16 protein-coding genes and 3 pseudogenes are annotated in these 21,073 nt (G+C 64.8%); 7 read left to right on the forward strand and 12 right to left on the reverse strand.

What is annotated here, in order from left to right:
• Positions 1 to 10: 10 nt before the first annotated feature.
• The 4 genes from K320_RS0101335 to K320_RS0101350 form a co-directional block, all read right to left on the reverse strand.
• Positions 11 to 1,123 (reverse strand): transglutaminase-like domain-containing protein, encoded by a 1,113-nt coding sequence (locus tag K320_RS0101335; protein WP_024537107.1) that lies wholly within the window; start codon positions 1,121 to 1,123, stop codon positions 11 to 13.
• Positions 1,124 to 1,248: 125 nt separating this feature from the next.
• Entirely contained in the window at positions 1,249 to 1,782 is a 534-nt protein-coding gene (locus K320_RS0101340) for a TlpA family protein disulfide reductase (RefSeq protein ID WP_024537108.1), read from the reverse strand.
• Positions 1,779 to 4,388, reverse strand: a complete 2,610-nt coding sequence (alaS, locus tag K320_RS0101345; RefSeq protein WP_156913775.1) for an alanine--tRNA ligase — start codon at positions 4,386 to 4,388, stop codon at positions 1,779 to 1,781. Before alaS ends, K320_RS0101340 begins: the two co-directional genes overlap by 4 nt.
• Positions 4,389 to 4,521: 133 nt before the next feature.
• Positions 4,522 to 5,241, reverse strand: coding sequence for a winged helix-turn-helix transcriptional regulator (locus tag K320_RS0101350; protein WP_024537110.1), 720 nt, complete (start codon positions 5,239 to 5,241; stop codon positions 4,522 to 4,524).
• A 173-nt stretch (positions 5,242 to 5,414) separates the two neighbouring features.
• On the opposite strand from K320_RS0101350, the gene K320_RS0101355 reads away from it, so the two are divergent.
• The 3 genes from K320_RS0101355 (at position 5,415) to K320_RS0101365 (ending at position 8,124) form a co-directional block, all read left to right on the forward strand.
• Positions 5,415 to 6,245, forward strand: coding sequence for a class I SAM-dependent methyltransferase (locus K320_RS0101355; RefSeq protein WP_024537111.1), 831 nt, complete (start codon positions 5,415 to 5,417; stop codon positions 6,243 to 6,245).
• Between the two features lie 272 nt (positions 6,246 to 6,517).
• Entirely contained in the window at positions 6,518 to 6,871 is a 354-nt protein-coding gene (locus K320_RS0101360; protein WP_024537112.1) for a helix-turn-helix domain-containing protein, read from the forward strand.
• Positions 6,868 to 8,124 carry a type II toxin-antitoxin system HipA family toxin gene (locus tag K320_RS0101365; RefSeq protein ID WP_024537113.1) on the forward strand — a complete coding sequence of 419 codons (1,257 nt, stop codon included), beginning with the start codon at positions 6,868 to 6,870 and terminating at the stop codon, positions 8,122 to 8,124. Before K320_RS0101360 ends, K320_RS0101365 begins: the two co-directional genes overlap by 4 nt.
• Positions 8,125 to 8,642: 518 nt before the next feature.
• On the opposite strand, the gene K320_RS0101370 is transcribed toward K320_RS0101365, so the two are convergent.
• Complete coding sequence (locus K320_RS0101370; RefSeq protein ID WP_013519570.1) at positions 8,643 to 9,551, reverse strand: LysR family transcriptional regulator; 909 nt, start codon at positions 9,549 to 9,551, stop codon at positions 8,643 to 8,645.
• Positions 9,552 to 9,708: 157 nt separating this feature from the next.
• Here K320_RS0101370 and K320_RS0101375 point away from each other — a divergent pair, with 157 nt between their 5' ends.
• Genes K320_RS0101375 through K320_RS0101385 form a run of 3 tightly spaced genes read left to right on the forward strand, consistent with a single transcriptional unit; the run spans position 9,709 to position 13,134 of the window.
• Positions 9,709 to 9,987, forward strand: coding sequence for a metal/formaldehyde-sensitive transcriptional repressor (locus K320_RS0101375; RefSeq protein ID WP_024537114.1), 279 nt, complete (start codon positions 9,709 to 9,711; stop codon positions 9,985 to 9,987).
• 49 nt (positions 9,988 to 10,036) lie between these two features.
• Complete coding sequence (locus K320_RS0101380; RefSeq protein ID WP_024537115.1) at positions 10,037 to 12,022, forward strand: heavy metal translocating P-type ATPase; 1,986 nt, start codon at positions 10,037 to 10,039, stop codon at positions 12,020 to 12,022.
• A gap of 41 nt (positions 12,023 to 12,063) precedes the next feature.
• On the forward strand, positions 12,064 to 13,134 hold the full coding sequence (locus tag K320_RS0101385) for a DMT family transporter (RefSeq protein ID WP_013519567.1): 1,071 nt from the start codon (positions 12,064 to 12,066) through the stop codon (positions 13,132 to 13,134).
• Between the two features lie 28 nt (positions 13,135 to 13,162).
• Here K320_RS0101385 and K320_RS0101390 read toward each other — a convergent pair whose 3' ends face one another.
• Complete coding sequence (locus K320_RS0101390) at positions 13,163 to 13,447, reverse strand: hypothetical protein (RefSeq protein WP_245593804.1); 285 nt, start codon at positions 13,445 to 13,447, stop codon at positions 13,163 to 13,165.
• A gap of 96 nt (positions 13,448 to 13,543) precedes the next feature.
• Positions 13,544 to 13,915 (reverse strand): annotated as a pseudogene (locus K320_RS17910) (transposase); the annotation flags it as partial.
• Between the two features lie 65 nt (positions 13,916 to 13,980).
• Between K320_RS17910 and K320_RS17915 the strand changes: the two are divergent.
• Positions 13,981 to 15,355, forward strand: a pseudogene (locus K320_RS17915) (IS30 family transposase).
• Positions 15,356 to 15,362: 7 nt separating this feature from the next.
• Here the strand turns inward: K320_RS17915 and K320_RS19385 are convergent.
• The 5 genes and pseudogenes from K320_RS19385 to K320_RS0101430 form a co-directional block, all read right to left on the reverse strand.
• Positions 15,363 to 16,258, reverse strand: a pseudogene (locus tag K320_RS19385) (IS3 family transposase); the annotation flags it as partial.
• An 84-nt stretch (positions 16,259 to 16,342) separates the two neighbouring features.
• Positions 16,343 to 18,022 carry a multicopper oxidase family protein gene (locus K320_RS0101415; RefSeq protein WP_024537120.1) on the reverse strand — a complete coding sequence of 560 codons (1,680 nt, stop codon included), beginning with the start codon at positions 18,020 to 18,022 and terminating at the stop codon, positions 16,343 to 16,345.
• 443 nt (positions 18,023 to 18,465) lie between these two features.
• Positions 18,466 to 18,813: a DUF4148 domain-containing protein gene (locus K320_RS0101420; protein WP_024537121.1), complete on the reverse strand. Its 348-nt coding sequence runs from the start codon at positions 18,811 to 18,813 to the stop codon at positions 18,466 to 18,468.
• Positions 18,814 to 18,938: 125 nt separating this feature from the next.
• Positions 18,939 to 20,348: a heavy metal sensor histidine kinase gene (locus tag K320_RS0101425; RefSeq protein WP_024537122.1), complete on the reverse strand. Its 1,410-nt coding sequence runs from the start codon at positions 20,346 to 20,348 to the stop codon at positions 18,939 to 18,941.
• Complete coding sequence (locus K320_RS0101430; protein ID WP_024537123.1) at positions 20,349 to 21,032, reverse strand: heavy metal response regulator transcription factor; 684 nt, start codon at positions 21,030 to 21,032, stop codon at positions 20,349 to 20,351. It abuts the gene before it with no gap.
• Positions 21,033 to 21,073: the final 41 nt, after the last annotated feature.

Raw genomic sequence — 21,073 nt, forward strand, 5'->3', positions numbered from 1 at the left:
CGTTTTCCTCTCAGATCGTGACCTGCCGCGCGCTGATGCGGTAGATGAAGGTGGCCGGGTCGTACTGGTCCAGCCAGCCGTCCGCATCTTCCGCCATCGGGTACATCAGAAAGCCCGGCGCCTTGCCATGGCTGCCGGGCAGCTTCACGTCGTGCGCGGTGTTGTACGCCACCCAGTTGCCCTCCCAGGCGCCGTAGAGCCCGGCCATCACCGGTGCGATCAGCGGGTGCGCGGTGTCCTTGATCCACTCGGGTTTTTCCTGGCGCATCACCTTGGCAACGTCGGCCGGGTCCATTGCCGTCCAGCCATGCGCCTGCAGATAGACCTCGGCGCGGCAGTGCTGGGCGCCGGTCAGGCTCTCGCTCTGGCTGCCCAGCTGCCGGTAGCCAAAGGCCGACGGCGCCACGCGGATGCCGTACACATCGCGCGCCGGCACGCCCACGGCGCGGCACAGGCCGACGAAGAGCGCGTTCAGGTCGGCACATTTGCCGCCCAGGTTGCCCGTCTGCAACATGGTGCGGATGTCGCCCTCGCCGCAGCCCTTCACCTCGGGCTCGCGCCAGGCGTTGGCCACCACCCAGTCGTAGATGGCGCGCACCTTGGCCTCGTCGCTGCGCGCGCCCTGCGTGGCCTTGAGCGCCGTCTGGCGCACGATGCCGTCCGTGGGCAGCAGCCGCGTGGCGCGCAGCGCGTGGCGCAGCGTGGCCGGGTCTTCAGGCTGCCTGTGGCGCGCGCGTTCGCGGCTTTGCGTGCTCACGCGGCTGGTCACCTCCACATGGGGCTGCTGCACGCCGTCGGCAAACTCCACCGCCAGCATGCGCACGCCCTGCTCGCCATCCGCGATCAGCCGCGCCTTGCCGTTGCTTGTGAACGCGTCGTTGATCGGCAGCTGCCAGCTGGTCTGGACCGCGGGCAGCGGCACCCAGACGCGCGTGGCGCTGGCAGTCGCGGGCAGATCAATGCGCGTGGTGACGTCGAAGGTGCGCCAGTCACCGGCGCGCGGCGCGAAATGGGGGCTTTCTGCAGCCTGGGCACGGGCGGAGACGGCCCAGGTGACGGGGAAGGCGGCGGCCATGCCTACGCTGGCCACGCGCCGCACGAGAGAGCGACGATGCAAGTCCATGAAAGAGAACCTTTTGATTGCGGAAGACAACACCTGTCGGCGCATACGGGGCGTTGTCTTGCAAACACCCATGCCTCGAAGGCAGGTGATCGGCACAGCACGGGCGCTGCGCGCGACGGCGCCGATTATGTGCGCCGCACGGACGGCATTCGTAACGTTTTGAGCCAGCGGGCCGCCTCGGGCCCGGTCCAGTCCACGGCACCGAGCACCACCTGGCGGGCCCGGCCCTGCGTGTCGATGAGCACCGTGGTGGGAAACACCGTGGCCCCCCAGGCGCGGGCAATGTCGCCCTCGGGGTCGCGCAGCACGGTGAGCTGCAGTCCGGTTGCCTGCAGGTAGCGGCGCACGCGCGCCACCGGCTCGGCCACGTCGATGGCCAGCACCGCCAGAGCGTCGCCCTCGATCTCGGCGAGGGTCTGCAGCGTGGGCATTTCTTCCTTGCAGGGGCCGCACCAGGTGGCCCAGAAGTTGAGCAGCACCACGCGGCCCTTCAGATCCGAAAGATCCCAGGTCTTGCCTTGCAGGTCTTGCGCCGCAAGGCCAGGCCGCGCCTTGCCTGCGGGCCAGGGAGACGAGCGGAACTGCGCCTGGAGGGACAGCACTGGCGCGCTGGCGAGCAGCAGGGCCAGCCAGTCACGCCTTGACAGCTTCGGTGTCACACGCGCTCTGCGATCCAGGCCTGCACGCCTGCCAGCGCCTTGGGGAGGGCTGCTGCATCGGTGCCACCGGCCATCGCCATATCGGGCTTGCCGCCGCCCTTGCCGCCCACCTGCTGGGCGACGAAGTTCACCAGATCGCCCGCCTTCACCTTGGCCGTTTCGGCCTTGGTCACGCCCGCGGCGATCTGTACCTTGTCGCCATCGACCGCAGCGAGCACGATGGCCGCGCTCTTGAGCTTGTCCTTGAGCTTGTCCATGGCCTCGCGGAGCTGCTTGGCATCCGCACCCGGCAGCACGGCGGCCAGCACCTGGATGCCCTTCACATCGACGGCCTGGCCCGCCAGTTCATCGCCCTGGCTGGCGGCGAGCTTGCCCTTGATCTGGGCAATTTCTTTTTCCAGCGCCCTGGCATGCTCCTGCGCGGCGGCAATGCGCTGGGTCAGCTCGGCCGTGGGTGCCTTGAGCGCGGCGGCAGCATCGTGCACCGTGGCTTCCAGCGACTGCAGATAGGCCAGCGCGTTCTCGCCCGTCACGCCCTCCACGCGGCGGATGCCGGCGGCCACACCGCTCTCGGCGACGATCTTGAACAGGCCGATGTCGCCCGTGCGGTGCACATGCGTGCCGCCGCAGAACTCGCGGCTGCTGCCGATATCCAGCACGCGCACGCTCTCACCATATTTCTCGCCAAACAGCATCATTGCGCCGGTCGCCTTGGCCGCCTCGATGTCCAGCACGCGCGCCTGCGTGGCGGTGTTGGCGAGGATCTCAAGGTTCACGCGGCGCTCGACCTCCTTGATCTGCGCGGGGGTCACCGGCTGGTTGTGCGCGAAGTCAAAGCGCGTCTTGTCGGGATCGACCAGTGAGCCCTTCTGCTGCACATGCGCGCCCAGCACCTCGCGCAGCGCCTTGTGCATGAGGTGCGTGACCGAGTGGTTGCGCATGGTGGCGGCGCGCCGCGCGGTGTCCACCTGTGCCTGAACCTTTTCACCGATTTTCAAGCTACCCGATTCAAGCTGGCCATGGTGGCCAAACACGCCCGCCTTGATCTTCTGCGTATCGTGCACCGCAAAGCGCAGGCCGGTGCCGGTCAGCACGCCCTGATCGCCGACTTGGCCGCCCGCTTCGGCGTAGAACGGCGTGGTGTTCAGCACCACGACGCCCGCCTGCCCGCCGGAGAGTCGTTGAACGCTCTCGCCCTCGAAGTACAGCGCCACCACTTCGGCGGTTTCCGCCAGATGCTCGTAGCCCGTGAACGTATTGGCCTCACCGTGGTACTCCAGCGCCCTATCCATCTTGAACTTGCCCGCCGCGCGTGCGGTGTCTTTCTGGTGCTGCATGGCGGTATCGAACCCCGCCTCGTCTACCTTCACGCCGCGCTCGCGGCAGACGTCGTTGGTGAGGTCGAGCGGGAAGCCGTAGGTGTCGTGCAGCTTGAAGGCCACGTCGCCGGGCAGCAGTTTTGCGCCGTCCGCCAGCGTGCTGTCCAGAATCTCCATGCCGTGCGCCAGCGTCTCGAAGAAACGCTCTTCCTCGGTCTGCAGCACGCTGGTGATGTGCGCCTGCTGGTCTTTGAGGCGCGGGTAGGCCTCGCCCATCTGCGCCACCAGATCGGCCACCAGCTTGTGGAAGAACGGTGTCTTCTGCCCCAGCTTGTAGCCATGGCGGATGGCGCGGCGGATGATGCGCCGCTGCACGTAGCCGCGCCCTTCGTTGCCAGGGATCACGCCGTCGCTCACCAGAAAGGCGGTGGCGCGGATGTGGTCGGCAATCACCTTGAGCGACGGGTTGGCCAGGTCGCTGCAGCCCGTCTCGCGCGCCGCGGCTTTGATGAGCGCCTGAAACAGGTCGATCTCGTAGTTGCTGTGCACGTGCTGCAGGATGGCCGCGAGGCGCTCCAACCCCATGCCGGTATCCACGCAAGGCGCGGGCAACGGCGTGACCGAACCGTCCGCAGCCATGTCGAACTGCATGAACACGTGGTTCCAGATCTCGATGAAGCGGTCGCCGTCCTCGTCGGGCGATCCGGGCGGGCCGCCGGGAATCTCGGGGCCGTGGTCGTAGAAGATCTCGCTGCACGGGCCACAGGGGCCGGTGTCGGCCATCATCCAGAAGTTGTCGCTCTTGTATTTGCCGCCCTTGTTGTCGCCGATACGGATCACGCGCTCGGGCGGCAGGCCGATGGTTTTCGTCCAGATGTCGTAGGCCTCGTCGTCTTCGTGATAGACGGTGGCTGTCAAGCGCTCGGCAGGCAGGCCGTAGACCTTGGTGAGCAGCTCCCAGCCCCACTCGATCGACTCCTTCTTGAAGTAGTCGCCGAACGACCAGTTGCCCAGCATCTCGAAGAAGGTGTGGTGGCGCGCGGTGTAGCCGACGTTTTCCAGGTCATTGTGCTTGCCACCGGCGCGAAGGCAGGCCTGCACGCTGGCCGCGCGCTTGTAGGGCCGCTGGTCGGTGCCGAGGAACACGTCCTTGAACTGCACCATGCCGCTGTTGGTGAACATCAGCGTCGGGTCGTTGCCGGGCACCAGCGGGCTGGAGGGCACGACGGCGTGGCCGCGCGCCGCGAAGAAGTCGAGGAAGGTCTGGCGAATGTCGGCGACCGACATGGGGATCTGAGGATGATTCATAGGGTTTTTCGGCTTCAGCGCTTGTCCAACCTGCGCAAGCAGCTATATCAAATATAGCAAACGGCACCCCCTCGCGAACCACTGCCGCAGTGCGGGTGCAAAGCCTGCGATTTTATCTGCCCGGCTCGATGCAGCCTCCCACCTGCTTGGTCACCGCGGCGAAGGGGCTGCCCGGCAGCCAGGCGCGCAACTCGGCTTCGTGCTCGTGCGCACCCGTCAGGCGCAGCGCGCCGCTGTCCATGGCGCGCTGCCAGCTGCTGTAGCCCAGCCACACCTCGGTCAAGGTGCGCAGGTCGGTGCTGACGTATAGGTCGACGTCGAAACCCGGGTCCACGGTGCACAGGTCGGGCTCGTGCTCGGGCTCGATCACCAGCCAGTAGTTGCGGTGCGGCGGCGCGCGGTCGCCGAAGATGAATTCGATGGTGGTGCGCGCCGCCGGCGCCGGCTCGGGCCGCACGTTGCGGCGGATGTCCCACATCAGCAGATTGGCGTCCAGGTGGCGCAGCGTGGCCTCGGTCGTCACCCAGCGCTGGCCCCACACGCCCACGGCCTCGACGATGGGGCGCAGCTCCTGGCCAGCCGCCGTCAGGTGATAGGCGTGCGTCTCGGCGGCGCGCGCCGGCGCCGCGCGCGCCACGATGCCGCAGGCCTGCAGCTCCTTCAGGCGCTTGGCCAGCAGCGCCGAGGACATGCGCGGTACGCCGCGGCGCAGGTCGTTGAAGCGGCTGGAGCCCAGCATCAGCTCGCGCACCAGCAGCAGCGTCCAGCGGTTGCACAGCACCTCGGCGGCCATGGCCACGGGGCAGAACTGGCGGTAGCTGAGGTTGGACATGGACGTTCTCCGGCGCCGGCGGCGGCGCGCAGCCATTCAATCTACGCCGCTTCACACGGGCGCGCCAGTTCAGATGCAGAACCACCGTGGTTCACAAGCAGAACTTGAATGCGGCCGCGCCCAGCGCGCAGCATGAGCATCCCGGTTCACGCCGTTTCTTTCAGGAGAGCTTCATGTCCACCGCCACCCTCGAAACGCCCGCCCTCGACTACGCCGCCCTCAAGCAGCGCCAGCACGGCGTCTGGTCCTCGGGCGACTACGCCATCCTGGGCACCACCTTGCAGATCATGGGCGAGAGCCTGTGCGAGGCGGTCGACCTGCGCGCCGGCAGCCAGGTGCTGGACGTAGCCGCCGGCAACGGCAACGCCACGCTGGCGGCGGCGCGCCGCTTTGCCCACGTCACCTCCACCGACTACGTCGATGCGCTGCTCGAGCACGGGCGCGAACGCGCCGCCGCCGAGCGCCTGCAGGTCAGCTTTCGCCACGCCGACGCCGAGGCGCTGCCCTTTGCCGACGCGCATTTCGACGTCGCGCTGTCGACCGTGGGCGTGATGTTCACCCCCAACCAGGCGCAGGCCGCCGCCGAGCTGCTGCGCGTGGTGCGCCCCGGCGGGCGCATCGGCCTGGCCTGCTGGACGCCCGAGGGCTTCATCGGCCAAGTGCTCAAGGCCGTGGGCCGCCACCTGCCGGCGCCGCCCGCCGGCCTGAACTCGCCCCTGCGCTGGGGCACCGAGGCCGGCCTGCGCGAGCTGTTTGCCGGCCAGCGCATCCAGGCCACGCCGCGCGAGTTCATGTTCCGCTACGAGTCGGCCCAGCACTGGGTGGACGTGTTTCGCGCCTTCTACGGCCCGGTGCACCGCGCCTTTGCCGCGCTGGCGCCCGACGAGCAAAAGGGGCTCGAAGGCGAGATGCTGGAGCTGCTGGCGCGCTTCAATCGCGCCGGGGCCGACTCGCTGGTGGTGCCCGGCGCGTATCTCGAAGTGGTGATCGACTGCGCAGGATGATGCGCTTTCAGCAGGTTGGACCGGTCCTGCAAATCCCGGAGCAGCTGCGGCACTTCGCGGGGTGATGACGCCATATGAATGGGTGAATTGGAGCGGGTGAAGTGAACGGCAACTTCACTTCACCCATTGATTTATAAAAGGTTATTTCCATTCATGGAGCGGGAATAGGCCGCATTGCGTACCAGTTTCTCGCTCGCTGGCAAGCTCTAGTCACCCGCTTCATATTTCGCTATCATGGACAAATGTATTGACGTTTGACTTTAATAGCGAACATGCCTCGCAAATCACCCATTGTCTTTCCACAGGAGCAGCGCCTGCTCTCCGAGCTCGGCGAACGGCTGCGCCTTGCCCGCAAGAGGCGCAAGCTGAGCAACGCGGTGATAGCGCAACGCGCAGGGGTTTCCAGGACCACGGTGTACAAAGTCGAGGCAGGCGATCCTGGCGCTACCCTGGGTGCCTATGTCCGGGTGCTGGCCGTGCTGGGCCTCGAAGGCGATCTCAATCTGCTGGCAGCCGACGACCGCATTGGGCGCAAGCTGCAGGACTTGGCGCTGGAGCCGTCACCCGGTACCAGGCGCCGCAAGGTCACCCCTTCACCCGTCCAGAATCGCGAGGGGTCTGCATGACCAAGCAGGACAACACCCTGGAAGTCTGGCTGGACGATGACCTTGGCCCTGCACGCCAAGTCGGCACGCTTTCCCATGACCGCGGCCAGATCCGCTTTCACTACGAACCGGATTGGCTCAGGGATCCTCGCGCTTTTGCGCTGGACCCCGATCTCTCCCTGGACGAACACCCCTTCTTTCCGAGGCCGGAACTGGGCAACTTCGGCATCTTCCTGGATTCATCGCCTGACCGCTGGGGCCAGACGCTGATGAAGCGCCGTGAAGCCTTGCAAGCCAAGGACGAGAAGCGGCCGCCTCGCACGCTCTACGCCTGGGACTTCCTCATCGGCGTGCAGGACCAGACCCGCCAGGGCGCATTGCGCTTTCGCAGGCCGGGTACGGAAACCTTCCTCGGTGACGAGAAGATGGCCGCTCCGCCGGTGACGACCTTGCGCGAACTGGAAGCGGTCGCCTATCAGCTCAGCAACCGGCGCATTGACGACCTCGATGCCCTGCGCAGGTGGCTGGCCGTGCTTGTCGCTCCGGGTGCCTCGCTGGGCGGGGCCAGGCCAAAGGCCAACTTCACGGAGGCCGACGGCTCGCTCTGGATCGCCAAGTTCCCCGCGCGTGACGATGACCGGGACGTTGGGGCCTGGGAGTACGCTGTTCACCAACTGGCTCGTAAAGCCGGCGTGGATGTACCCGCAGCAAGGCTGATCAGGCTGGGCAACGATTTTCACACCTTCTGCGTCCAGAGGTTCGATCGCGCGCATGGTGCCAGGCGCTTCTATGCCTCGGCGATGACACTGCTGCGCAAGACGCAGAGCGAGGGCACGAGCTACCTGGAATTGGCTCAGTTCATCCGAGCCCAGGGCGATGCAGAGCATGCAGATGCAGACTTGGCACAGCTATTCCGACGCGTGGCATTCCACGTCGCGGTCGGCAACCGGGACGATCACCTGCGCAACCATGGCTTCGTGCTGGGCAAGACAGGGTGGCGCCTCGCGCCAGCGTTTGATGTCAACCCGAACATCGACAAGGCGGAACATGTCCTGAACATCGACGATGTCGACAATCGGCCGAGCATGAAGACGGTTATCAGCACGGCGGCGTTCTACGGGCTCGATGACGGCTCTGCTCGGCAGGTGATGGAGGAAGTGGCTGCAGCGGTCGATGGCTGGCAGGACGCGGCGCGCAGGGCCGGCATCTCAGGCGCTGACATTGACCTGACGGCGGGTGCTTTCTCGGCTCATGCGGAGCTTCGTACGCAGTAGGGTCGACGCACGCCAGTAGAGGCCGTCGAAATCGGCGATTGCATACGACTTGCCAGTCATCTTGGCTTGTCCAGCTTTGAGGCCTGTCAGCATGAGCTCAACTCTGCGAAGCGAGTTGGATGCATGTTCCTCAGGGGGGTAGCAGCTCCTCCAGCAACAATGCGGATTGGGAACCTCTCACATTGTTTGGGCCACTTTTTGTACCAGTTTGAGCTGGCTGCCAGTGGATTTCGCTGGATGTCAGTAGATCGAGGTTTGGTGAAAATTCTCAATCCTGACAATGACTTACGACGTTCCCTGGCGTTCTGTGGAAGTCCCTGGAAAGTCGAAGTGGAGCGGGTGAAGGGAACATCATCGTGTTCCCAACTCGTTGATTAATAACGAGTCTTCCGCACTCGGCGAACCGAGATGGACGTTATTGTGGACTAAAAAACCTCGCTTGGTCAACGCATGCTCCGGGCAGGTCCAATGCGAGCTGCGGACAGCCAGCAGTAGCCAATGTATCCGAGCGCTCAACGTCACGAGGCCGGTTCATCTCCCTTCGGCCCGAATTCCTCGCGTGCGCGCTCCAGGAACCGCTTCGTGGGCTCAGAGGGTTCGGCACGGCGGCGCAACAGGTAGGTGGACAGCATGGGCGGCGTGCCTGCCAGGGGACGGACGGCTATGTCGGGTCGATTTAGGGTCTGCACCTGCGAGGCAATGGCGAAGCCGATGCCGTAGCCGGCGCCCACCAGCGTCAGCATCACGCCCAGGCTCGTTACGTGGTCTGCTACCTTGGGCGGTATGGTCGCGCCATTGAGCACCGCTTGGATCTGGTTGTGGCAGCCCGAGCCTGCGTCGGGATGGCACAGCACCAGCGGGAACTTCAAGGCGTCCCGTAACTTGACTTGGACATGCTCCAGCAGAGGATGGCGTGCCGGCACGATCACAGACAGCGGATCGCTCCAGGCCAGTTCGGCCACCAGCCCGTCGTTGACCCCATCCGACAGCGCAAAGCCGATATCCAACAGGTCATTGTGCAGGCCCTTGAGTTGCTGCGCGAATGGCAGCTCAAAGACCCGGATGTTCAGCTCAGGCTCCTCCTCCCGGCTGCGCGCCAGCAGCGAAGCAATGCGCGGCTGGGCCAGGCTGTCGCAGATACCGATGCGCAAAACGCCCTGATAGCCCTGGGCCGCGCCCTTGGTCGCCTGCACCGCATGATCGACCGCGGCCAGTACACACCGGGCTTCGCCAAGCAGCACCTTGCCAGCCCAAGTCAACCGCGTTTGACGCGTGCTGCGGTCGAACAACTGCACGCCGAGCAAGCGTTCGAGGTCGCGCATCGCGCGCGACACTGGTGACTGCTCAATGCCCAAACGCTCGGCCGCGCGGGCCAAGTGCAATTCTTCCGCTACGACGATGAAGTAGCGCAGCAACCTGAACTCCATAGCGGCCTCCTATTCGCGTTGTTCTGGTCCAGCCGAGCCGATCCGCTCCGCTAAATTTCCCCCGATGTCTTGACCTCGGGGCGCTGGATGCCCGTCCTTGTCCCAGAGTTCAGGTTAATATACCTTACCCACCTATCCTAACAATAAACATCTACCTATGAGTCATACCGTCAAGGAAAAACCGAAACTCCTCGCTCGTGTGCGTCGCATCCGTGGACAACTTGAGGGGATCGAGCGTGCTCTGGAAGCCGAAAAGGGATGTGCCGATGTTTTGCACCAGATCGTCGCCGCGCGCGGTGCGCTGACGGGCTTGATGCGCGAAGTGATGGAGGAACACATCAACTCGCACATCACCCATCCGCAAGACCCCGGCGACGGCACGCGCGAACAAGGGGCAGCCGAGCTGATTGCGATTCTGCGCAGCTACATGAAGTGAATCCAAAGTCGCCTATGGGCGGCAAATCTCCCTCGGACGATCAAACCCCATGTCTATTTCTCTACACAACCGGCCGCATGGCCAAGATGGGCACGCCGATCAACACCACGAGGATCATGACCATGATCACGATCATCACGAGCACGAGTACCCATTCGATTGGAATGAGGCTCTGCGCATCTGTCTGGTGGCGGTCGCAGCCGTTGCCGTCTGGTTCAAATGGTGGGAGCCGTATCCAGCGGTCAGTGTGATCGGCGTCATTGGCTTGGTGATCGGCGGTTGGCCGATCTTCAAGGAAGCGCTGGAGAACCTGCTGGCTCGGCGCATGACGATGGAGCTGTCAATGACCATCGCCATCGTTGCCGCAGCCGCGATCGGTGAATTCTTCACAGCGCTGGTGATCACGCTGTTCGTGCTGATCGCGGAAGTGCTGGAGGGTCTGACGGTCGGCCGCGGCCGCAAGGCGATCCGGGACCTGCTGGAGTTTTTGCCGCGTGAGGTGTCGGTGCGTAGGGCGGGTTCTATCAAGACCGTCTCGGCCGAGGAACTGTCAGTGGGTGACGTGATTCTGGTTTCCCCAGGCGGCGGCCTCCCGGTCGACGGTGTTGTGGTCTCCGGCCACTCATTCACCGACGAATCGCGGATCACCGGCGAGTCGATGCCAGTCGAAAAGACTGAGGGTTCTCGCGTCTATGCTGGCGCGATCAACCAGTCGGGCGCACTGGAAATTCGAGCCGAGCGGATCGGGCGCGATACCAGCTACGGCCGCATCATCGAGGCGGTAGAGCGAGCCGAGCGCTCGCGGGCTCCCGTGCAGCGGATGGCCGATCGGCTCGCCGGCTATCTGGTGTACTTCGCGCTCGGCGCCGCCGTGCTGACTTGGCTCATCACGCGAGACATGCGTTCGACCATTTCAGTGATCATCGTTGCCGGCGCGTGCGGCATTGCTGCGGGAACACCGCTGGCGATCCTGGGCGGTATCGGCCGCTCTGCTCGGCTTGGGGCCATCATCAAGGGCGGGGTTCATCTCGAAACGCTGGGCAAGGTCGATACCGTTGTGTTCGACAAGACCGGCACGCTGACCTACGGCCGGCCGGAAGTACAAGCTGTCTTGCCAGTCGATGGCGTGTCGGCCACAGCGCTGCTCGACGCCGCGGCGACTGCGGAAGTCCGCTCGGAGCATCCGCTCGGCAAAGCCATCTTGAGCCGCGTGAAGACGGAGGGACGCGAAGTCCGAGAACCGGAGCACTTCGGCTACACGCCAGGACGCGGCATCTCGGCACGATTGGGCGACGCCACGATCCTCGTCGGCAACCGCGCCTGGATGGCCGACAACCGAATCGACCTGCCACCGCCTCGCGACCTTGGTGCGTGCACCGAGGTCGTGATCGCCAAGGACGGACGCCTGCTGGGCACCATCGACATCGCCGACACGATCAGGCCCGAGGCGAAGCGGGCCATCGCTGCGCTGGATGCGATGGGCGTGCAGACGGTTCTGTTGACTGGCGACAACCGGCAGGTCGCGACAGCCGTGGCAACAGAACTCGGCTTGAAGAACGTTGAAGCCGAATTGCTGCCCGAGGACAAGCTGGCCCGGCTGGCCGACATGGTGAAGAAAGGCCGGACAGTCGCGATGGTTGGCGATGGTGTGAACGATGCGCCTGCTCTGGCCGAGGCCAGCGTCGGCGTGGCAATGGGTTCCGGCACCGACGTGGCGCAGGAGAGTTCCGACATCGTGCTGCTGGGCAACGACCTGGCGTGTTTCGTCGAGACGATGAAAGTGGCGCGGCGCACGCGCGCCATCATCTGGCAGAACTTCGCGGGCACGATCGGAATCGATCTGGTGGGTATTGCGCTGGCCGCATTCGGACTGCTGGGCCCCCTGCTGGCCGCCTTCATCCACGTCGCTTCAGAGCTGACCTTCATTCTGAACTCTGCACGTCTCCTGCCGCAGGCCCGCCGCACGTCGTTTGGCTCTCCAGGCGATGCGTCGACGGCTGGCCTTGCCGACGTCGCACCCGCAGGCCGCCATTGAAGGCAATGGTGAATGTGGCATCTTCCGGGAAGGATTGGTTAATGAATCGCTTGCATTTCTCACCGCCGGTTGCCGCCGCGCTTGCCGCCGCGCTGCTCTTTGGCGCGAGTACGCCGTTTGCCAAGCAGTTGCTGCGCGACCTGTCGCCGGTGCTGCTGGCTGGCCTCTTGTATCTGGGCAGTGGCATCGGCTTGGGGTTGATCCGCTTGGCACGCGACCGCGGCTGGCGCAAGCCCGTGATGCCTGCGCGCGAGTGGCTGTGGCTGCTGCTCGCCACCGGCTTTGGCGGCGTGCTGGCGCCGCTCGCGCTCATGCTGGGGCTCATGACCACCCCGGCTGCCACCGCATCGCTGCTGCTCAATCTGGAAGCGGTGCTGACCGCCGTCATCGCCTGGGTCGTGTTTCGCGAAAACACCGACCGTCACATCGTTCTCGGCATGCTGGCGATCGTCGCCGGCGCTGTGTTGTTGGCGTGGCCCGATGCGTCGCCAGCCACCGGCCGTCTGGGTTCGGGCACGCTCCTGATTGCCGGCGCCTGCCTTGGCTGGGCGCTGGACAACAACTTCACTCGCAAGGTGTCGGCCACGGACGCGCTGTTTGTGGCAGGCCTCAAGGGCGGCGTAGCGGGCATCGTCAACACCGGCATCGCGCTGGCACTGGGCGCTGCGCTGCCTGCCGCACCCGTGCTGGTCGAAGCCATGCTGGTCGGGCTCTTGGGCTACGGCGTCAGCTTGGTGCTGTTCGTTCTCGCCTTGCGCGGCCTTGGCACGGCGCGCACCGGCGCCTACTTTTCCACCGCGCCATTCTTGGGCGCGGCCATTGCTGTCTTTGCCCTCGGCGAGCACGCCGCGCCGCTGTTCTGGCTGGCAGCGGCGCTGATGGCCACCGGGGTATGGCTGCACCTGACCGAGCGCCACGAGCACACGCACACCCACGAGACCATGACCCACACCCACCGCCACGTGCACGACGTGCACCACCAGCACACGCACGATTTTCCGTGGGATGGCCGCGAGCCGCATTCGCATGAGCACGCACATGCGCCGATCACCCACTGCCACCCGCATTACCCCGACATCCACCACCGGCATCGGCACGATCGAGCAGCATGATGGGCCTTGTCCGCGGTAACCGGTCGGCTCAAACCGGAAGGTCGGGAAACCGGCGCGCCGGCCAGCGCGCGAATGCAATGACGTAGAGGACGATCAGGTTGACCACGGGCACGAGCAGCAGCAGACTGAGCCAGCCGGAAAAACTTGCCTTGGAAAAGATTTTCCAGAAGGGCAGGATGATGACCGCCGCCCAGAGCAGCAGGATCAACCCGTGGGCGCCGAACCAGCCGCCCATCCCCGTCATTGCGCCCATTTGCATTCCGCTCATCATGATGTGCGACCTTTCTTGAGTTGTTTCAAAACGCGCTGGCAACTGCTTTGCACGGCGCGGCCTGAGCTTGCCGGGCCGAATGGACTTGACCCTGTTCCGCGGACGGGTTGGGGCTTGATTCTCAAGTGTTCCCGAAGGTCACGATGCAGGGTTATCCACCGGCGGCGTGGCGCATGCCACGCAAACGCCGACGGTGGGTAACCCGTGTTCGTGGCTCGGTGCTTCGATGTGAATGTCGTCGATATGGATCCTCTCGAAAGTTGCCGGAGAGCGCTGACCGAGCGCCGAGTGGCGCCGACATGGGTTGTACCAGCCCTCGATCCAGGTGAACAGCGCCAGGCGTGCTTCCGTCTTGGTCTTGAAGACGCGCCGATCGATCAGTTCGCACTCCAGGCTGGCGAAAAAGCTCTCGGCCATCGCGTTGTCGTAGGCATCGCCCACTGATCCCATGGAGGGGCGCACGCCCATCTCGCCGCAGCGCTTGCCAAAGCTGATGCTCGTGTACTGGGCGGATTCAACCGGTCGTCGCAACACCTTGAATCGAGGGGGTGTTTATGGGACGACCAGCAGGGTGGATGTACGAACTGACAGGACGCGCACCAATGCGCTCACCGGGTGCGCCATCGCATCGGCGCGAGGTTGAGCGGCAATTCTGGGCACAGATTGCCACCGGCATTACGAGCGAGAAAGCGGCCGAAGCGGTCGGCGTGTCGCAAGCAGTGGGTACGCGCTGGTTCCGGCATCGTGGCGGCATGCCGCTATTCATGTCCAAGCCCGTGTCGGAGCGTTACCTGTCGTTTGCCGAGCGCGAGGAGATTGCACTGCTGCGCATCCAGGGCGTGGGTGTGCGCGAGATTGCGCGTCGCATTGCACGCAGCCCATCGACGGTGTCGAGGGAGCTCAGGCGCAATGCCGCCACGCACGGTGGCACGCTTGACTACCGGGCATCCGTGGCGCAGTGGAAGGCAGAACTGATGGCCCGCAGGCCGAAGCCGGCGAAACTGGTGGGCAATGCGCGGTTGCGTGAGTATGTTCAAGACCGCTTGGCCGGCAAGATTCATGATGCCCAACCACGAGATCAGCGGTCCACGAGAGGCATCATTCAAGGGGCGCAACAAGCCACACCGTAGCGACCGCAAATGGGTCAAAGGCTGGTCGCCCGAGCAGATTGCTCGCCGGCTGAAGGTCGATTTCCCTGGTGATGCATCGATGCATATCTGCCATGAAGCCATCTACCAAGCGCTCTACATTCAGGGCCGTGGGGCGCTCAAGCGCGAGTTGGTGACCTGTCTGCGCACGGGACGGGCGTTGCGCGTGCCGCGAGCCAGAGCCCAGGCGAAGACTTGGGCGCACGTGAACGCCGACGTGATGATTTCCGAGCGACCGGCTGAGGCGTCAGACCGCGCTGTGCCCGGGCACTGGGAGGGCGACCTGATCATCGGGCTGAACCGCTCGGCGATCGGCACGCTGGTCGAGCGCTCCAGCCGCTTCACGCTGCTCGTGCACCTGCCGCGCGAGGCAGGCTATGGCGTGATTCCACGCAGAAAGAACGGACCCGCACTTGCAGGCTACGGTGCCATCACCATGGCCAACGCGCTGAAAGCAACGGTGGCGACGTTGCCCGCCCAGCTGTGGCGCTCGCTCACCTGGGACCGCGGCAAGGAGCTCTCGGATCACGCCCGGTTTACCGTGGAGTCTGGCGTGCGGGTCTTCTTCGCCGACCCGCACAGCCCTTGGCAGCGCGGCACCAATGAGAACACCAACGGGCTGCTGCGGCAGTACTTCCCGAAGGGCACTGACCTGTCGCGTTGGGGTGCCGAAGAAATCGAGGCGGTCGCGCACACGTTGAACACGAGACCACGAAAGACGTTGGGCTGGAGGACGCCTGCCGAGGTCCTGGATGGCTACCTAAAATCTGCCCGACAGACCAACGTTGCGACGACCGGTTGAATCCGCCCTGGCTGCCCTGGTCGCTGTGGTGAATGACGTTGCCGGGGCGGCACTGCGCGATGGCCATGTTCAGCGCCGCGAGCACCAGTTCGGTATCGATGCACTCTCCTATCGACCAGCCCACCACCCGACGGCTCCAGACATCGAGCACGATCGCCAGGTACACGAATCCGGCCCAGGTCGGCACGAAGGTGATATCGGCTACCCACAGCCGGTTCGGCTCGTCGGCGACGAACTGGCGGTTCACCAGATCCGGCGCCGGGCGCCGCTTGGGCTCGCGCTGCGTCGTCACGACAAAGCCACGACGCCGGCTCATGCCGCGCAAGCCGTGCAGGCGCATGAGGCGTGCGACCCGCTTGCGGCTCACCCGCGCGCCCTGATCGATGAGCTTGGCACGCACCCGCGGCATGCCGTAGGTCGCATCCGAGGCGGCGTGAATCGCCCGAATCCGCTCGACCATCACAGCATCCTCCATGGCGTGCTTCGACGGCGCGCGATCGCGCCAGGCGTAAAAGCCGCTCACCGAGACTCCCAGTACGCGGCACATCGTGTGCACGGCGAAGGCGGCCTGGTGGGCCATCACGAGCTCGAAGACGGCGTGAACGTCTTCTCGCCCCTGGCGGCGAGCCAGGCCGTAGCCTTTGCCAATATATCTCGCTCGGTCTGCAACTGGCGCACTTGGCGGCGCAGCCGATGCAGCTCCTCGCGCTCGGCGTTGGTCAACCCTTCCTTGCTTGTCGAGGGCTTGCCGCGGTCCACGGCGGCATGTCCCACCCAGTTCGAGATGGTCTGTGCCGTGCAATCGAACTGTCGCGCCAACTGTGCAGGCGTGTTGCCGGCTGCAACCAGCTCGATCATCTGCTGGCGAAATGCCGCCGGGTACGGAGGGCGGGTCTTGGGCATAGCGAACTCCTTCTTCCATAAGGATCAGGTGTCCGCGAAAACGGGTCAACTTCAGAAAGACATTTGCACACCTACCACCGGCATTCAAGTCTCGATGCGGTAATTGCGCATCAGGCCCAGATCCTCATGCTCCAGCATGTGGCAGTGATAAAGGTAGAGCCCCGAATAGTCGGCGAAACGCATCAAGAGCTTCACGCGATCACCCGGCATCACCAGCACAGTGTCTTTCCAGCCTTGATCGACATAGCCATCGCGTACGCCGCTGCTGCCCGCGCCGTGGCGCCGCTCCAGCACCTGAAATTGCTGATCGTGCACGTGGATTGGATGCGCCATCGTCATCATGCCGCCGTCGTTGGCGAACTCCCAAACCTCCGTGGTTCCCAGCTTCACAACTTCAGTGGGCGCCACAGCCGTCATCTGGAAGCTGCGGCCGTTGAAGCCCCATTGCATCTGCGCCATCGTGATGCGGAACGTTCTTGGCTTCGCACGGTTGACTGCATCCTGCAGGCGCGGCCAGGAGATCGCAGACAGCCGATCGGGCAGTTGGAGCGACCCGTTTACCTTGCGCGCAACCTTGACCGTGAATATCGGAAACCGTGCACCAGCGGCCAGCGACGAGCCGCCCATCGCGTCCCCCATGGAGCCGCCACCCATCATGTCCATCATGCGCCCCATGGCGCCTTCAAACGCAAGACTTATCATCGTGAGCTGCGTGCCCAGATCGTCCTTGCTGAAGTCGGCCCACAGTTCAACGCGCTCGGCGGGGGCCAGCATCACGTAGTCCTTGTGCACCGGCCGCTCCAGCAGCCCGCCATCGGTGCCGATCACGGTGAGTGGCCGGCCGTCCTGCCACGCCAGCTTGTAGATGCGCGAGTTGGAGCCGTTCAGGATACGCAGCCGATAGGGGTGCGTGGCGACCTCGATCAATGACTCCGGGCGGCCGTTGACCAGGACGGTGTCGCCAAGGAACCCCATCATGCGCGTCATCATGTCGCCCATGCCGCCCGACATCATGGCCCCGCGGCTCATCATGCCGCCCATCATTCCCCCACCGCCCATCGTGTTGCCCGGTGCAGACGGCGCGCCGGATGCGTCGCCGCGCGCAGTCGGCCCGGTGCCGCTGAGGTAGCGGAGTTGGTTGCCGTCGTCGAAGCTGCGATCCTGAATGACGATCGGCAGATCGTATTGGCCGCGTGGCAGCGGCAGCGCCTGCTCCTCCTCATCGCTCACCAGGAGCAGGCCGGCAAGGCCGAAATACACCTGCTCGCCCGTATGGCCGTGGGGGTGGGGGTGATACCAGTAGGTGCCGGCGCGGTTGCGCACTTCGAACTCGTAGCGATAGCGCTCGCCCCGCCCGATCGCAAAGCGCGGATGCCCGTCCATGGTGTCGGGGACGTGCAGGCCGTGCCAGTGCACGGTGCTCGGCTGGTCCAGCCGGTTGATGAAATCGATGCGGACTTTTTGGCCGCGCCGCAGGCGCAGGATCGGGCCCAGGTAGCTGTCGGGTAGCGCCTGCACGCTTGCTGGATCCCCTTTCAGCACGCGCGACTGGTACGACCACACGGATGTTGCTCGCCCCGGTCGCAGCGAAACACTGCGCGGTAGGGCGATCAACTCCAGAGCAACGTCCGGTTCAAAGGTATCGCTTGCGCTTTGCATTGCGGGCGCGGCTTCGACTTGCGGCAAACCAGCCAGCAGTGCCGCAGTGCCCATGCCGACGCCGTTCATGAAGTCGCGGCGGGTGAGGGATTCGTGGTTCGTCATGTGACGGTCTCCAGAGTTCAATGGTGATTTCTCGCGGGTGCATGCACACAATCTGGGCGCGCCCCAAGAATCGACCATCATCCTGTTCCAACCGAGACGGTTCGCTGCGGTCTGTGCCTGATTCGTTTGGAGCCGCCGCCAGCCGCGACGCCAGCTGGCCAGTCGATTCGACCATCATATGCCCGGGCTGCTGTGATCCACCAGCACCAGCAGCGTGCCGTTGGGGGCGCGCCGGCAGCTATCGGCGGAGCCGTCCACGCCAGGCGAACCAACGGGTATGCGGGGCATGGCGAGGCTCTTGCTTTACGGTTTCTGGCGCAGGTGGCGCTTGAGGTCGCTTGCCGGGCATGGTCACAAGCAGCACTGTTTCAAGAGACATCGGATATCGCCCTCGCATGTCCCTTGAATGGCCGCCCAATGATGCCGACGTAGCAGCAGGAGAATCAACCTGCGGAGTAAAGGCGCAGACGCGCGTCGCGTTCGGCAGGCGACTCGCTGCGCAGTTCGTTGGTCACTTGCTCACGCGTCTTGCCAGGACCTGCATCGGGCGTGCGGATCGGGTAGTTGCTCTCGCCGTAGGAAAGACGGCCTTGCTGCATAGCAGCCTTGGTCTCCGCGATGACCTGCTCTCGCGTTTTCTCGCTCTTGAAGTGTTCTGGATGAACGATGACGCCCTGTTCGTTGTTGGCGGGATGCTCGTACGCTGCCGAGGCCATCCCTGGAAGGCCCAGGGCAGCCACTGCGGCTGCGGCGGCGATCATCGAAGAAAGGGAGAGGCGTTGTTGGGTCATGGTTGAAGCTCCTAACGAGGGTGGATGAAACTTGCATCTCCCATGCCTTGGTTAGGCGCTGAGGAGATGTGTTCATCGTAGGGAGCGCACCCCAACAGAATCTGGACAGCCCGATGAGTTTGTTGTCAGCTTGAAGGCTTTGCAATGTGATGTGGAAACACCAGGGTGAAACAGGTGCGTCCCTGACCCGAGCTTGCCGTGACGCCGCCGCCGTGGGCCTCGGCGATAGCGCGCGTAATGGCCAGACCCAAGCCCGATCCGTCAGTGTCCGGATGGGTCCTGGAAGCATCGGCGCGGTAGAAACGGTCGAACAGCCGGGGCAGAATCTTGGCGTCGATGTCGGCACCGGTGTTCTCCACGGCCACCGTCGTGGCCTGTGCGGTGGCGGCGATGCGGATGGTGACGTCACCGGCCTCGGGCGCGTGGCGCAGGGCGTTGGACAGCAGGTTGCTAACCGCGCGGCGGAACATCAGGCGGTCGCCTTCGATCTCGCCATCGCCTTCCACCCGCAGCCGGATGCGCTTTTCCTCGGCCACGGCCTCGTAGAAGTCGAGCAGCGCCAGCGCATCCTGGCGCACGGAGAACCTCTCCACGCGCGGCAAATCCACGCCGCGCTCGGTCTTGGCCAGGAACAGCATGTCGGACACCATGCGCGCCAAACGCTGAAATTCCTCGGCGTTCGATGCCAGGATGTCGCGGTAGGTTGCGGCATCGCGCTTGGTCGCCAGCGCCACCTGCGTTTGCGTCAACAGATTGCTGATGGGAGTGCGCAGTTCGTGCGCCAGGTCCGACGCGAAATCAGTCAGGCGCTGGAAGTCCTCCTGCAGCCGATCCAGCATGCGGTTCAGCTCTTGCGCCAGGTCGGCCATTTCTACCGGCACGGCCTGCACGGGCATGCGCTCGCCGAGCTTCTGGCCCGTCACCTTGGCAGCCCGTGACTTCATGTCGCGCAAGGGCGCCAGCCCCTGGCGCGCGGCGAACCACGAGAGCAGGCCGCAGATGGCGATGGCGGCGAGCACATACAAGGCCAAGCTGCGCCGCAGGCCGTCGAGAAACTGCGTGTGGTGATCCGTATCCGCGGCGATCCAGACGGTAAGGGGAGCGGGGGAGTAGGCCGGGGCGGCCTTGAAGACCAGTGTATGGAACCGGGCACCGTCGTGCCGCAACATCCCAAACACCTGGTTTTCACCGGCGTGCGGGGTCTTGTCGCCGCGCATGGTGGGGATGAACCCGCGGGATTGAAAGACCACTGCTCCTTGTCCATCCTGGACTTGGGCGTAGAGATCATGGTGATAGCTCAGCGCCTCGCCCAGTCGCCGGCGAGTGTCGTCCGCCGAGTTGGCATTGCGCAGAATTTCCTCGATCAGGTGTTGCTTGTCTTGCAGCGCCATCCGATCGAGCTCGACGAAATGCCGCTCGGTCTCGACCAGAAACAAAGCGCCCAGCCCCAGCACCACCGAGGCCGCCACCGCAGTGAAGAGCAGGGTCAGGCGCTGCGTCAGCGGCAACCGGCCCCAACGAACCCGAAACAACACCTATTCCTCCTGCGGTACGTCGAGCACATAACCCATGCCGCGCACGGTCTGGATGAGCTTGACCGGGTGCCCCTCGTCGATCTTCATGCGCAGTCGTCGCATCGCCACTTCGATGACGTTGGTGTCGCTGTCGAAGTTCATGTCCCACACCTGCGATGCGATCAGGGAGCGTGGCAACACCTCGCCGTGGCGACGCATCAGCAGTTCCAGCAGGCCGAACTCCTTGGCCGTCAGGTCCACGCGCTTGCCATTGCGCGAGACCCGGCGGCGCAGCAGGTCCAGTTCCAGGTCGGCCACGCGCAACGTGGTGCCTTCGTTGCCCGCCGGGCCGCGGCGCAAGATGATGCGCACGCGGGCCAGCAGTTCCGCAAACGAGAACGGCTTGACCAAATAGTCGTCGGCGCCAAGCTCCAGCCCCTTGACGCGGTCTTCGACCTGGTCGCGGGCGGTCAGGAACAGCACTGGCATTTGCAGGCCGCGCTCGCGCAACGATTGCAGCACCTGCCAGCCGTTCAGCCCGGGCAGCATGACATCCAGGATCACGAGGTCGTAGGCGCCGTGCAAGGCCATGTGCAGCCCATCGGTGCCATGGGGCACCAGGTCCGCGACGTACCCGGCCTCGCTCAAGCCCTGGCGCAAATACTCGCCCGTCTTGGGCTCGTCTTCGACGATCAATATCTTCACCGGTTCGGCTCCTATGCGGTTCTGGCGCAAGTGTGCCGCGT

Source organism: Comamonas badia DSM 17552, from assembly GCF_000484635.1.
Lineage (GTDB): Bacteria > Pseudomonadota > Gammaproteobacteria > Burkholderiales > Burkholderiaceae_C > Comamonas_C > Comamonas_C badia.